12 protein-coding genes and 1 tRNA gene are annotated in these 13,486 nt (G+C 44.2%); 1 reads left to right on the top strand and 12 read right to left on the bottom strand.

Annotated features, from left to right (window positions below; translation table 11 throughout):
• Positions 1-4 precede the first annotated feature (4 nt).
• The 12 genes from POREN0001_RS04855 to POREN0001_RS04915 form a co-directional block, all read right to left on the bottom strand.
• Positions 5-289: a hypothetical protein gene (locus POREN0001_RS04855; RefSeq protein WP_004333621.1), complete on the bottom strand. Its 285-nt coding sequence runs from the start codon at positions 287-289 to the stop codon at positions 5-7.
• Between the two features lie 21 nt (positions 290-310).
• Complete coding sequence (locus tag POREN0001_RS04860) at positions 311-643, bottom strand: PAS domain-containing protein (protein WP_004333676.1); 333 nt, start codon at positions 641-643, stop codon at positions 311-313.
• Positions 644-674: 31 nt separating this feature from the next.
• Positions 675-1,151 carry a 23S rRNA (pseudouridine(1915)-N(3))-methyltransferase RlmH gene (locus tag POREN0001_RS04865; RefSeq protein WP_004333658.1) on the bottom strand — a complete coding sequence of 159 codons (477 nt, stop codon included), beginning with the start codon at positions 1,149-1,151 and terminating at the stop codon, positions 675-677.
• Between the two features lie 151 nt (positions 1,152-1,302).
• Positions 1,303-1,722, bottom strand: a complete 420-nt coding sequence (locus tag POREN0001_RS04870; RefSeq protein WP_004333644.1) for a DUF3127 domain-containing protein — start codon at positions 1,720-1,722, stop codon at positions 1,303-1,305.
• Between the two features lie 25 nt (positions 1,723-1,747).
• Positions 1,748-2,743, bottom strand: coding sequence for a tryptophan--tRNA ligase (gene trpS, locus POREN0001_RS04875; RefSeq protein WP_004333555.1), 996 nt, complete (start codon positions 2,741-2,743; stop codon positions 1,748-1,750).
• Positions 2,744-3,009: 266 nt separating this feature from the next.
• Positions 3,010-3,663: a glycosyltransferase family A protein gene (locus tag POREN0001_RS04880; protein WP_083797840.1), complete on the bottom strand. Its 654-nt coding sequence runs from the start codon at positions 3,661-3,663 to the stop codon at positions 3,010-3,012.
• Between the two features lie 198 nt (positions 3,664-3,861).
• Positions 3,862-4,956 carry an EpsG family protein gene (locus POREN0001_RS09680; RefSeq protein WP_004333622.1) on the bottom strand — a complete coding sequence of 365 codons (1,095 nt, stop codon included), beginning with the start codon at positions 4,954-4,956 and terminating at the stop codon, positions 3,862-3,864.
• Between the two features lie 18 nt (positions 4,957-4,974).
• Entirely contained in the window at positions 4,975-6,066 is a 1,092-nt protein-coding gene (locus POREN0001_RS04895) for a polysaccharide pyruvyl transferase family protein (RefSeq protein WP_004333521.1), read from the bottom strand.
• 23 nt (positions 6,067-6,089) lie between these two features.
• Positions 6,090-7,859 carry a thiamine pyrophosphate-binding protein gene (locus POREN0001_RS04900; RefSeq protein ID WP_004333743.1) on the bottom strand — a complete coding sequence of 590 codons (1,770 nt, stop codon included), beginning with the start codon at positions 7,857-7,859 and terminating at the stop codon, positions 6,090-6,092.
• Entirely contained in the window at positions 7,817-8,938 is a 1,122-nt protein-coding gene (locus tag POREN0001_RS04905; protein ID WP_004333783.1) for an NAD-dependent epimerase/dehydratase family protein, read from the bottom strand. Before POREN0001_RS04905 ends, POREN0001_RS04900 begins: the two co-directional genes overlap by 43 nt.
• Positions 8,935-10,506, bottom strand: coding sequence for a lipopolysaccharide biosynthesis protein (locus tag POREN0001_RS04910; protein ID WP_224208862.1), 1,572 nt, complete (start codon positions 10,504-10,506; stop codon positions 8,935-8,937). The genes POREN0001_RS04905 and POREN0001_RS04910 overlap by 4 nt, the downstream gene beginning before the upstream one ends.
• 380 nt (positions 10,507-10,886) lie before the next feature.
• Positions 10,887-10,962: transfer RNA gene (locus POREN0001_RS04915), tRNA-Gly, on the bottom strand.
• A 452-nt stretch (positions 10,963-11,414) separates the two neighbouring features.
• Between POREN0001_RS04915 and metG the strand changes: the two genes are divergently transcribed.
• Positions 11,415-13,472, top strand: coding sequence for a methionine--tRNA ligase (gene metG / locus POREN0001_RS04920; protein WP_040580758.1), 2,058 nt, complete (start codon positions 11,415-11,417; stop codon positions 13,470-13,472).
• Positions 13,473-13,486: the final 14 nt, after the last annotated feature.

The raw sequence follows: 13,486 nt of genomic DNA on the forward strand, positions 1-13,486 counted from the left end.
CCAATCAAATAGGAAAATTTAGGTGTCGGACACCTGTTTGTGGATTGTTTTCGCGCGGATTATTGGCGCCATTAGTCCGATTTTTAGCTTTAATGGCATCGCGCTTTCGCAGTACAAAGTAAAGTACGATAGGGAGGAGCAGTGAACCTCCGAGGATAAGGTAAAAATCCCAAGAGGGGACAATACGCTCTTTGAGCAGGGCATAGAGGGCAATCCCTATTACCCATAACTCTAATCCTATGACGAGTAGGAGCGTGCGTTTTTGGGAAGGTAAGGATGACTTGACCATAACTCCTAAAGCCAAGGGGATTTAACCGCGTATTTTGTGTTCCATCTCAAAGGGGATAATCATAGACAGCTCTACAAAGCCCATGTATTCCCCTTCTTCGTACCAAGGAATTTGATAGATGAGCTTTTTCTTTCCCTTCTTTTCTATGGTGTACACATGCTTCTCGCCGTTCTCCATCATACGCACGAGCAGAGAACGTGCGGGCTCGGGGTGGCAGTCAAGAATGTTCTTTCCCATCAAGTCTGTCCCGGGCTTTTGGTTTACCTCTTTGCTTTGGTTATTCATGTAGATGATGCGTCCTTCGCGGTCGCATACGGTCATCGCAATGTCTGCTTCTTTTAGGAAATCTATCATAAGGCTACTATGGCTCTCTATGGGTTTTGTCTTAATTGTGGTGGTAGGGTTCGTTGTTTAGTATCGTGAGAGCACGATAGAGTTGCTCTACGGCAAGGAGGCGAATCATATTATGAGTGAAGGTAAGTCGACTAAGAGACAGACGCTGAGGGATGGCGTTGTACACCTCTTGTGAAAAACCAAAAGGCCCTCCTACCACCCACGTCCAACGCTTGGCGCCGGAGAGCATCTTCTTCTCAAGCAAAGTGGCTAGCTCTTGACTCGTGGGTTCTTTGCCCTTTTCGTCGAGTAAAACCACCTCGTCACTAGGCTTTATCCGTCGTAAGATTTGCTCGCCCTCTAGCTGTTTGAGTCGTGCTAGGTCATAACGAGTTTGCCCTCCCGATATGTTGGGGATTACCTCTATTTCAAAGGGGATATAATGAGAGATGCGCCCACAATACCCCTCAATGAGAGAAGTGAGTAGACGATCTTCTGTAGGTCCCACAATGAGGAGGCGCACTTGCATATACTCTCTCTATATCTAGTACTACTCTAAGCTAAAAGAGGCAATGCCCTATCTCGTACTGAGTAAGGGCTTGCCTTTTCGTGACGTCTCTATTTTCTTCTCCCTCCGGAGAAGGATTTTCTTTCTTCCTTCCCTGTCTTTGTCGTGGAGGTTAGAAAGGCAGATCGTCGCCCTCGGCAGGAGCGTTAAACTCGCTCTGAGTCTGGGGCGCTACTTGCTGTGCTTGAGAGAATGAGGGGGCTCCTCCGGAGATCCCTTGGGCTCCACTGTATCCGTCCATGGGGTTCATAGATGGCTCTGCACCACGCTCTACGCGCCATGCGCGGATGTCTGTATACCAACGGCCATTGAACTCACGGCTCTCAATGTCTACGGAGACGGTAAGGGTTTCTCCCTCTTGGATGGCAAACTCGTCCACCTTATTACCAAAGGCATTGAAGCAGATCTTTTTGGGGTATTGGTCAAAGGTTTCCAATACATATTCTTGCTTTTTCCACTGATTTCCGGCCTTGCTTATCCCTGAAACTTCGGGGAGGACGGCTATAATGCGACCTTGAATTTTTAGATCCATATTCTGTATCCTATTTGTATGAATTTTAGTGAATTGTGGGCATGAAGCCAATGATATGGCGTACTTCTTCCAGCGTCTTGCGGGCACTTTCTCGAGCACGTTCTGCTCCCTCACGAGCCACCTTATTAAGGAACTCTTGGTCGCTGCCCAGCTCTACGATACGCTCGCGGATAGGGGCTGTGAGGGCAACGAGATCCGCAGCGAGCTGAGCTTTGAGGTCGCCATAACGGATGGAGCAATCGTTGTAGGTGGCAAGATAGTGCTGATAGGTCTCTTCGGACGAGGCGATTTTGAGTAGCGTAAACAGATTGGCAATAGGCTCCGGCATTGTGCTATTAGGCTCCGTGGGTCCGCCGTCTGTTACGGCACGTTTCACCTTTTTGGTAAGGGTCTTTTCGTCGTCGATGAGGTAGATGGCGTTTCCTTCGCTCTTACCCATCTTGCCGGATCCATCGAGCCCGGGTATTTTTATCGCCTTATCTCCAAAGTGCCAAGAGGCCGGTTCGGTAAAGTACTCGGTCTGGTATATCGTATTAAAACGACGCGCAAACCGACGAGCCATCTCCATGTTTTGTTCTTGGTCTTTGCCTACGGGCACCTTAACGGCTTTGTGGATAAGGATGTCGGCCGCCATCAAAGAGGGGTAGGTGAGTAGCCCCGCATTGACGTTGTTGGGTTGCTGGCGTGCCTTGTCTTTGAAAGAGGTCGTGCGTTCGAGTTCCCCTAGGTAGGCATTCATGTTGAGGTAGAGATACAACTCGAGCACCTCGGGTACATCACTCTGCCGGTAGATGGTTACTTTGTTGGGATCGAGTCCACAAGCGAGGTATTCGGCAAGTATCGTATTGGCACCGCGTACGATGTCTCCGGGGTGGGGATGGGTAGTAAGAGAGTGCCAGTCTGCGATGAAGAAAAAACAATCGTACTCATGCTGCATCTCCAAGAATCCTCGCACAGCCCCAAAGTAATTCCCCAGGTGGAGGTTCCCCGTGGGTCTAATACCACTTACTACTCGTTCCATTATTAGTATGTATTATTCTACAATCTCGTGCAAAGGTAGCAAAATTAGGTGCGTTGTACAATTCTTTCTTTCCGTTGCAGATTCTACAGATTCCAGTATCATGTGCAACGGTATGACAAAAGTAGTGCTAGTACTTTAGATTTGTTGTTGCCTGCATTTTCATTTTCCATAGCAAGATAAATAACCATTGGAATTGACCTTCCTAAGTGGGGGGGCTGGAGCTTTTAAAATGTTGTACTTCTGACTAGAATGTCCATAAAAACGGGCTATTGAACAGAGTTCGATTTAGTTCGGTTCCTTTTTAGGCGTTCGAGAAGGAAGAGTAGAGATGCAACAACTCGGGATAGATACAAGCTGAAAGGATAACTCTTGGGAGAGTTGAAATAAATAGATGTTAGGTATTTGATAAACTTGAAAGAGTCTCGTATGATGGCTTGGGGTTTTTGTCGTTTCCGAGAAGAGGAACTCTCTCTCTCGTTGACATAATAGGTAGTGTCTTTAGCTAATCCAACATATTTAATATCTCGACTTAGTGTAAACATGAATAGGGCGTCTTCACTAATGGCGCACTGTTCGTTGAATCGAAGTCCCTTTATCAAGTTAATGGGGATGAGTTTTGAGCAGACAGAATTTAAGATGCCACGCTCATAAAAGAGTGAAAATCCTCGCTTCTCCCGACTCTTGGTGATGACCTGTAGCCGGGTATTTGTCTTGTTCTTGGGGGCTGTGGTTCCATCGGGTCTTAGTGCTTTTGTTTGCGATTGAGCAAATCCATGTTCATCCCCAACAGCTGCAAGTAATGCCACAAGGTAATTGTCTGCAAGGAAGTCATCATCATCTACAAAGACAAGGTAGTCATAGTCCTGTGATTGCTCTATCCCTATATTTCGTGCATTTGAGACTCCTTTTTTTCTCTGTATAAATCAGAGATGTGTTGATCTGAAGATCTTTGGTGTATTGTTGGATATTACTATAGTAGGGCTCTTTTTCACCATTAAGGACAATAAAGAGATGGCTACAATAGGGAATGTCGCCCATTTTTTGTCCTTCAATAGACTTTAGACATTTATAAATATACTTTCCAGGGCGGTATGTTGGTATGATAATACTTATCCGTTTCATATGATATTTTGAAAAAAAATAGAATCGTAAATATACTCTCTCTCAGGGGAAATGGTTACCTTTAGAATGTAGAGAAAGGCAAAAAAGATGAAGATAAGAAAGGAAGTTGTAGGGCTCTTAGTGTTGAGATAGCGAAGTAAGAAAACTAAAGGAAAGATCATTAATAGCTCGAAAGACATCCCCAGTCTATTGGTGATAGAAGAAGCTAGACACATTAGTTTTAATGCGTAGAAAAAAATGCCTGTAGAGAATAGTTTGTTTTCAAAGTCGTTAAAGACAAGTCTTTTTCTCATATAGATAGCTGTCATAAAGAAGGGGAGAAATATGAGCTTTGAGTAGATATTAATAGGAGAGAGGGACATTACATAATCGGCCTTCCCTTGTAGGTATCTTTGATACCCCAATCCTAAGGTGATTACCTGTTCTATGAGAAATGGGATCTGATCGAAATATACACTTGAGAGTAGGGGTACTAAGCTTGATATTATGAGAAGGAGGTAGAGAATTTTATTGGAAATCTTACATCTGGATAGGAGATAAAGGATAAGGGCAATGGCAATAAATATAATACCAGACTTATGAATGCCAAAGCCAATGGTGAAAAATAATAAGGCGGGAAGGTGCTTCTTTCGCAAAAGCAGTATAAAGGCAAGCGAGAGGATGACGATAGCTAAATATTGTCGAATAGCATTAAATTGGTTATTAAAGGCTGTAGAGAATGTGACGAAAATGAAAAAATAAATCCACCAATCTCCCTTATCCATAGATTCTTTCATGAGGATATACAGAAAGGTGACGAAAATGAGAGATAACAGGAAGAATGTTATTTGTGGATTATTCCATATGTCCTTTGATAACTTTATTATAGAGAGAAATACATATTCGTTGCTGAACGCGACTTCGGCCGAATCGATATCAGAAAATTTCTCTAGGTAACTAAAATAGTCTGTTCCTACACCATACTGCCCCCCTACAAAAAGTATCCAACTGATAACAAATAATACAATCGGGACATACTGACTTTTCTCCCCTAATCTTCCGGCAAGATGAAGTAATAGGGTAGAAATCAGTAAAAATAGAATAAATGCCATAATTACTTATTTGTATGGTTACATAATATTGGTGGAGAGTTTTTGCTGGCTTTTTTTTACTGCTTGAAGAAGGATGTCATTATCCTCCACTTCCGTAGATAGAAGGCTTCCGTTTATCTCTTTTTCATGAGAGATGATGTCTATTTTTAATGTGTTTAGCAGGGAGGAAAGTCGGTCTTTCCCTCGAAAGCGATTCTGTAGAGATATACAAGGACGGTGATAAATGAAGGAGAAAACGGTTCCATGGAACGAATCTGTAATCACCATATCAGCACTGCGCATATGGGCCAACCATGATGCTGGAGAAAGCGATCGTTTGTGCGTAGGGATACTTGCAAAGACAACCTCCATGCCCTGCTTTTGGGCATATCCTTCTATAGATTTCATTTTCTCCGAAGAGAGGTCTAGTACATATGCCAAAATGTATTTAGAGCGAGGTAGAGGAGTTTCGTTGCTCTTGCTATAAGTTTCTATCAATTCGTCGTAAAATGAAGCAGGGTGCAATAATGTGGGATCCAAGCATACGCTCCCTTTGGTATAATGAAACGTGTTTTCTAAAATGGCAATACCAGATTGTTCACGCACCGAAACGTAATCGAATTGCTGGAGTAGGTCCTCTAGTTCTTTATTCTGAGCATCATTATGGCCTTCCCATTCGGAGATCCCAAAAGATGCAGCGTAGGCAATTTTTTTAGTTGAGTTGTCGATCCCTTTTAGGAAGTACTTCTCAATTTTATTGCCAACATAAGCATATCGCCATACTTGATCACTTCCTACTATGATGGCATCTAAAGCATTCCCTGTCGTAATGAAATCTTTTTCGGAACTTACAATCTTCGTTTTTCGAGAAAAGGCCCTATCAACGAAATCGCACATGGGCTGGCAGTTGAGAAACCTCCGGTGGATATGGTTATGATCGTAAATTCCTGCGAAAGGGTTACGCTCCATGACTTTGCGAAGCATACTTTTTAGGGGGGACTCATCCTTACTGAGACGAAAGAGGATTGGGGTATGTCCAAGCTGCTCCACCTCCTTATAGAGGGCATATGCCTGTAGAATTCCTCCCATATTTTCCCTTAAGTTCATTGTGAGTATACCAACATTTGCCATTGTGCTATTCCTCCTATTTTTGATTAGTGCAGGATTTTTTTTGCTATGCCTTTAAGACTCTCGAAGGTTTCATTACCTAGGTTTTCTCGTATTAGATTGCCTACTACATTGGCCGTTTTTAGCGTTTTTGAAGCCTTAATGTTAGCAATCTGTTCTAGGGCATCACTTTCGTTTTGACTATCGGTAAAAACCTCAAAGAGCAAGGGTCTATTGCCAATTTCTGGCGCTACAAAGGCGTGGTACTTTTCGTTAAACTCTTCTTTGGACGAAGCTGATAGATACTCGAAGCCGAGATCCTCAGCGAAGTGTTTTACGAGAAGGGGAGATTTATTCCCATAGTGTCCGCGAGCTGCCATAAAGGCATCAGCATCTTCTCCAAACTCCGCAGCTCGGTGATTGTAATTCCTAAATTCAGTGCCTACTCCATTGTTGAAGAGTAGTATACGTAAGTTTTTGCCTAAGTGTCTATTGCCAAGAACATTCATGTCGTAGAAGAAGGCTAGGTCTCCTATAGCAATAAAGAAGAGCTTTTCTGGGCGAGCAAGAGCTGCTCCAAAACAGGAAGAAAGCCCACCATCTATACCAAATCCACCCACATTGGAAAAACCATCCACTCCTTGAGGAAGTGGAAATAAATTCCAAGCTCTTAGGCTATTAAGGATCCCCAAGTGCAGAGATGATCCCGAAGGGAGGAGAGGGATAACTTGCTGAGCAACCCAAACATTGGAGAAAGGGACTTCGGGAAATTTACTTCGTAGTTCGCTATCCAAGGATTGTACCGTTTGATGGTATGATTGTTCTCTGGAGATCGTTCCCGTCTGCTTGTTGTAAAAATCAAAGAAAAATTTTGGTGCCACTTCAAATAGATGGGATAGTTTGCCAAACGTGTCGCGGAGATTTCCATCTTCGCTGATACGCCATACTTCTCCTTTATAGAATCGCGTGGAGGGATAATCTCCAGACACCTCTCCTATGTGCAATACAAGTTCGGGCTCTATGCTGTGCAAATCTAGGCTTTTTTGACTCCCTATAAGAGCCCCGACTACTTTATACTTTCCATAGTATCCACTAGTGTGATCGCAAAATACAATGGCATTATACTTTTTGCAGAAAAACTCAATAGACTCAACGAGAGCCCTATCCATAAGGACATGTGAACCAATAGAGATTCCAACCTTAGAAGCGGTAATCTCGGGAAAAATATCCGTGTAGGTGTGGTAGTGAATTTCTCGTACTGTAGGAAGCTCTTTTACGCCATAATTACGGCTATAGGAGGTCTCTATATTTATATGTATAGGGCCACCGCCTTTTCGTGTAAGGGCAATGAGAGCTTCGTTTACTTTTGCTTCACAGGATGCGAAGTCCTCTTGGTCTTTTACGATGGGAAGTGTTGTGCTATACAGTGCGACATCGTTAGCTATCTGTCTGCGGTCGAGGACTTGAGGGACATGCTGTCCAATACGTGAAGATATCTGAGTAGAAGTAACAGCAATAATGGGAAGTTTCCTGTAGAAAGCCTCTGTCATACCGGGATAGTAGTTCCGTGAAGCAGTTGCCCCTGTACAAGAGAGAACAACTGGCTCTTGTCGCTCTGCTGCCATACCACATGCGATATACGCAGCCGAGCGTTCGTCAACCGAGGAGAATATCTTGAAAAAAGGATCCGACTGTACGCTTGATAAAAATGAGACGTTTGTAGCTCCTGGTGAAGCTATGATATACCTAATGCCTTTTTTCTTGAGGAGTGCAATTAGGATTTGATGATTCTTTTCAGATGTGTAGTGAAACTCCATAAGTGATGTATTGCTATTAAGGGGAGATACCGGACGCAAAGATACAATACACGATCTTTTGTTGTTGGGATCTCTTTAAGTGGCGTTCTTTCTTTGCATATTTTGTCAATGCGGGCTTGAGCAAACCAGTTAATGGTAGAGAAGTTCGGATGCTCAAAGAAATACTTTAGACATGATGCAAGACCATTCAATGGGGAGGTGAATAGATTTGTATCTATATATTGATCAATTCTTTTTGTTGAAAAGATGCGATGGTACTTCCGATCATAAAGAACCTGATAAGGGGAGTGTTGTAGTGTGAGAAACGTTTTTAAATCGACAAACTTGACTGCAGGAGTCTCTCCCAAATGATTACTCAGAAGCTGGATATAGAGTTGTAGAGCCTCTTGCCAAGTGATCGCTTTCGGTTGGACAATATGGATGGCTTTCCCGAATACCTTAGTTTGTCCTATTATGCTCTTTATCCCTAGAGCTACATCGCGTCCATAGGATAGGGTTGTGAGTTTAGAGCCAATCTCCTCTGTGAATAAGATACTTCTTCCATGCAATGCTCGGTATAGCCAAATTTCCTTCTCTAAGGTGCCTAATTGCAGGCGCTCTTCGCTATAGGTTATATAAGGCCGGATTATTGTCCAATTCTGTTTTTCAGAGGATTGCAACAGGTTTTCTTGTCGGGCTTTAGTGAGGGAGTATTCGTCCGTGCGGAGAAATTTCTCATCTGTGGATTGATCAATCAGTCTTGGAGAATCCTCTTGTATGGGGAGATTGCTTTCAGCATATACACGCGAAGAGCTTAGGAATAGGTAGTGGTTTGTGGCAGATAAAAGTGCTTTATAATGATTTTGGAACTCTTGTGTATTATAGATCATAAAGTCCACAATCGCATCCCAAGGTCCTAATTGTAGTGTTTCGGCAATAAAGGATTCTTCTTTGGCATTCCCTTGAAGATAGGTTAGGTGAGGATGAAGGGGGGGGCGTTTGCTTCGAGTGGTAACAAAGACTTGATTATCCTCCTCCAATAGTATTTCCGTTAGGTGTTTTCCCATAGCACCTGTTCCTCCGAGCAACAATATCTTCATGGCATTACTTTTTTTGCCTTTTGGATAAGGAGTTGCCTTACCCTTAATCTCCACTGCTTATCTAGTCCTAAGAAATAGATACAAATTCCGTTAATGAGGAAAGAACAGAGGATAATGAGAATCGTGTACAACGGCCCCGTGGGTAATAAGCTCTTAAGAGCTATTGATGGAGAGGCTGAGCAGAAGACCACCACAAGGCAAGGACTCACAACGTACTTTAGGAACTGACTCATGGAGAGTCCTATAAGATTTTGTACTATGTAGAGACGCAATACAAAGAGAAGTGCATTGGCAATTATTGATACCACATACATGCTGTAAGCAGCTGCACCGAAGTGGAAAGCAATAAGTGTTGCTACAAAGATCAGAATTTGTACAATACCTAATGATAACTCATATGTACGCATCCTGCCGGGAGCGCGAGCTGCTGTAGTGAGAGGTAGAGAGAGAGCATGCAAAAGAGCTTCTATAATGGAAAGATTCGCAAACAAAACGAGTAAAGGAGGGATTGAGCCTAACCACAAGGCAAGTACTGATTGCATCTCCAACATAAGCGGAAGTGCTAATATCCACAAGAGGAAAAAGCATATTTTGGAGCCACTATATACCAAGGAGTGCATTTGAGAGTGTTCTCCGGAGGCGTAGTATTTAATGATAGGAGGATACAAACTAGTATTGAAGTTTGTGGAAAAAGAGTTGACAGCTCCCGAAATATTCTTGGCTATTGATTGAGAGGCCAAAACAACGGGAGAGAAGTATTGATTTACAATAATGGTAATAGCTTGTGTGCGAAACACCGTACTTATCTGCCCAAAGAGAGTCCAACCTGTGAAACTCAGTAAGTGTCGTGCAATTTTAGTATCCCAGTAAAACTTTCGGTATTGACATTCCGCATATTTAATACCACATAAGGTAATATAGGCTATGGCTGTAAATAGAGATACCAAGCAAAGCAATCCTCCATAGAGGATAAGTTTATCGGTAGTTATAAAATACTGAAGTATTATTACCGATCCCAGTTTGAGCAATGCTTCAACTATGGATATCCCTGCAAAAAGGTGCATGTCTTCGTGCGCTATCATGATAGCATTGAACGGCGTGCGAAGAACCATAAAGAAAAAAGAGAATACGGCAAGATGGAAGTTTGCCACAACGGCATCGAAGCGTGCAGGGGGAATGGTTAAACGATGATGTACAAACCATAATCCGATTGTCTCTAAGGCTAGAAGTAGCAATAGGGCTATGCCCACATAGAGAACCATATTAACGGAAAAAATCGATTTAAGTCTCTCTTGTGTTTTTTGCCCTAGCTCGAAAGAGAAAAATCGTTGTGTTGCGGAGGTAAGAGTACCGCTCACAAAAGACAGTACTGTAACTGTTCCCGCAACAAGATCGAAGAGCCCATAGTCTTCTGCTCCCAAGGCTTTTAGAGCTGCACGCACTGTGTAGAGACTTACAACAAGAATCACCAACTGCCGGACATAGAGCAGAAGGGTATTCTTGGCAATGCGCTTGTTATTTTCGTTGTTGTTGCCCACAGAGTAATAGGATTGATTAGTTGTACTCAAAGGTTTTATGCATATAAACTATCATTCTGCTCGTGGAAATGCCCTTCTGCCTCGACACTATCTTATACATGAGAGTACTCTACCCCTATAATTAATCTAGCGATATACTGCTTTTGTCATTGTTACAGATGCTTCACCCTATTTCCTTGCACAGGACAGAAAAAGTGAGTGTACTCGCATGCAAAGGTAGTGTTTTCAGACTAAAATGAACCCCCTACTAGATTGTGGATACTAGCTTTGGTATACTTCCTTTGCGAAGAAGGGCTCTTTGTTTTGTTCCTGATTTGTATGCTCTTTGCAAAATGATAATAAAAATTCCTAGAGGAAACATCCCTCTAGGAGTGAGTGTCCACTAACAAGTGCATAAACATTCCTGTATTTGGAGCGGAAAACGAGACTCGAACTCGCGACCCTAACCTTGGCAAGGTTATGCTCTACCAACTGAGCTATTTCCGCAGGCGAGAGACCTTCAAAGAAGGTGATGCTCTCTATATTGCTACTGCAAAGGTAATGCAAATAAATTCTTCTGACCAAATTTTGAGCAAGATATCTCGGAATAAGAGAGGTTGTGCTGCCGCTTGATCGCTGCCTGTTTGGGAAGTCCTCTAGGGGGAGCCTTTGTAGCCTGCTAGATGGTTTGGAAAATCCTTCAGGTGAAAAAGCAAAAAAACACAGCTAAAAAGTGCTTCCATTTTTGGCTGAGAAATTTTTGAATTTAGCCCGAAAATCAAAAGTTTTCTGACCTGTGGATTTTTTGTTTTCAGGCAACGTTTTTGCCCCCATGGGGGAGGCTGTCGATTTTTCCCAAGTGGCACCTTTCGGTCGGGCAGCCTCTAGAGTATCGGGAATATGCCGAGTTATTACTATTTTTGCACGAGATATACTACAACGTACAACTGAAGATAGAGATGACTAACGACCCTTCTACAAAGAGATTTAAGCGTACCCTTGTTACAACTGCGCTCCCTTATGCCAATGGACCTGTGCATATAGGTCACCTTGCCGGTGTGTATGTCCCTGCGGACATTTACGTGCGCTACAAACGAATGCGAGGAGAGGAGGTGTTGTTTATTGGGGGGTCTGATGAGCACGGAGTGCCCATCTCTCTCAAAGCCAAAGCCGAGGGCATCACCCCTCAGCAGGTGGTCGATCGCTATCATACGCTCATCAAGGAGTCGTTTGAGCAGTTCGGTATTGATTTCGATATCTACTCTCGCACCTCTAGTCGTGTGCATGCCGAGACGGCATCTCAGTTCTTCCGTACCCTCTACGATAACCATAAATTTATAGAGCGTACGAGTGAGCAGTACTACGACCCTAAGGCAGAAGCCTTTTTGGCCGACCGCTATATCGTGGGAACTTGCCCCCATTGTCACAAACCCGGTGCCTATGGAGATCAATGTGAGTCTTGCGGTACATCTCTTAACGCGACTGACCTCATCGATCCTCAAAGTACCATCAGTGGAGCAAAGCCCGAGCTGAGAGAGACGACCCATTGGTACCTGCCATTGGATCGCTACGAAGATTGGCTTCGTGAGTGGATACTCGATGGACACAAAGAGTGGAAGAGCAATGTATATGGTCAGTGTAAGAGCTGGATTGATATGGGGTTGCAGCCACGCGCGGTGAGCCGAGACCTTGATTGGGGAATCCCCGTCCCCGTGGAGGGAGCCGAAGGTAAGGTGTTGTACGTTTGGTTTGACGCCCCCATCGGTTACATTAGCAATACAAAAGAGCTTCTTCCCGAGACGTGGGAGACGTGGTGGAAAGACTCGGAAACTCGCCTTATCCACTTCATTGGTAAGGATAATATCGTTTTCCATTGCATCGTCTTCCCTGCCATGCTTAAGGCTGAGGGGAGTTACATTCTCCCCGACAATGTGCCGGCTAACGAATTCTTGAACCTCGAAGGGGACAAGATTTCCACGAGTCGGAATTGGGCAGTTTGGCTGCACGAGTATTTGCAAGAGTTCCCCGGCAAAGAGGATGTTTTGCGCTATGTGCTTACGGCTAATGCGCCCGAGACAAAAGATAATGACTTCACTTGGCGAGACTTCCAAGCCCGTAACAACAATGAATTGGTAGCCATCTATGGCAACTTTGTGAACCGTGCCGTTGTGCTTACCCACAAGTATTTTGAGGGGAAAGTGCCCGAGATGGGGACGCTTACAGAGTATGACCAAGCAACTTTGCAGGAGGTAGCCGATTTGGTGCCGCACCTTGAGCGTCATCTTGATGAGTTCCACTTCCGCGATGCTCTACGTGATGCGATGCAGATTGCACGTATTGGGAATAAATATCTTGCCGATACCGAGCCTTGGAAGGTGGCAAAAACGGATCTCTCAAGGGTGGCTACTATTTTGCATGTTGCCCTCCAGATTTCGGCGAATCTATCCATAGCTTTTGCGCCTTTCCTCCCCTTTAGTACCCGTCGTTTGCTCGATTTGCTTCGTGTTGCTCCTTTTGATTGGAGCAGTTTGGGGCGTGCCGATTTGCTCGTGCCCGGGCATCAGCTGGCCGAGCCTTTCCTCCTATTCGAGAAGATAGAGGATGCCGCTATCGATGCCCAGATGCAGAAACTTGCTGCCGCCAAGGCTGCCAATGATGAGGCCAAGCGCAAGGCAGAACCCATTGCTGAGAACACAACCTTCGACGATTTCACGAAGATGGACCTTCGTGTCGGACGTGTTTTGGAGTGCGTTAAGGTGCCTAAGAGCGACAAGTTGCTCCGCTTCCGCTTAGACGATGGACTCGAAGGGCGTACCATTGTTTCGGGCATTGCCAAATATTACGAACCCGAAGAGTTGATGGGTAAGAACCTTGTTTTCATTGCCAACTTCCCCCCACGTAAGCTCATGGGAATTGAGTCGCAGGGGATGATCCTCTCGGCTGTGGATTATAAGACAGAACGCCTCCAAGTAATGATTGTGAGCGATGATATTGCTCCGGGTAGTCGCTTGGGGTAAGCACTACTCGGCTC

It is taken from the genome of Porphyromonas endodontalis ATCC 35406 (assembly GCF_000174815.1).
Taxonomy (GTDB): Bacteria; Bacteroidota; Bacteroidia; order Bacteroidales; family Porphyromonadaceae; genus Porphyromonas; species Porphyromonas endodontalis.

What these genes read in the sequence shown, in the direction of transcription:
- POREN0001_RS04855 (WP_004333621.1), bottom strand. Translation starts at nt 289, where the DNA reads ATGGTCAAGTCATCCTTACCTTCCCAAAAACGCACGCTCCTACTCGTC.
- POREN0001_RS04860 (WP_004333676.1), bottom strand. Translation starts at nt 643, where the DNA reads ATGATAGATTTCCTAAAAGAAGCAGACATTGCGATGACCGTATGCGAC.
- POREN0001_RS04865 (WP_004333658.1), bottom strand. Translation starts at nt 1,151, where the DNA reads ATGCAAGTGCGCCTCCTCATTGTGGGACCTACAGAAGATCGTCTACTC.
- POREN0001_RS04870 (WP_004333644.1), bottom strand. Translation starts at nt 1,722, where the DNA reads ATGGATCTAAAAATTCAAGGTCGCATTATAGCCGTCCTCCCCGAAGTT.
- trpS (WP_004333555.1), bottom strand. Translation starts at nt 2,743, where the DNA reads ATGGAACGAGTAGTAAGTGGTATTAGACCCACGGGGAACCTCCACCTG.
- POREN0001_RS09680 (WP_004333622.1), bottom strand. Translation starts at nt 4,956, where the DNA reads ATGGCATTTATTCTATTTTTACTGATTTCTACCCTATTACTTCATCTT.
- POREN0001_RS04895 (WP_004333521.1), bottom strand. Translation starts at nt 6,066, where the DNA reads ATGGCAAATGTTGGTATACTCACAATGAACTTAAGGGAAAATATGGGA.
- POREN0001_RS04900 (WP_004333743.1), bottom strand. Translation starts at nt 7,859, where the DNA reads ATGGAGTTTCACTACACATCTGAAAAGAATCATCAAATCCTAATTGCA.
- POREN0001_RS04905 (WP_004333783.1), bottom strand. Translation starts at nt 8,938, where the DNA reads ATGAAGATATTGTTGCTCGGAGGAACAGGTGCTATGGGAAAACACCTA.
- metG (WP_040580758.1), top strand. Translation starts at nt 11,415, where the DNA reads ATGACTAACGACCCTTCTACAAAGAGATTTAAGCGTACCCTTGTTACA.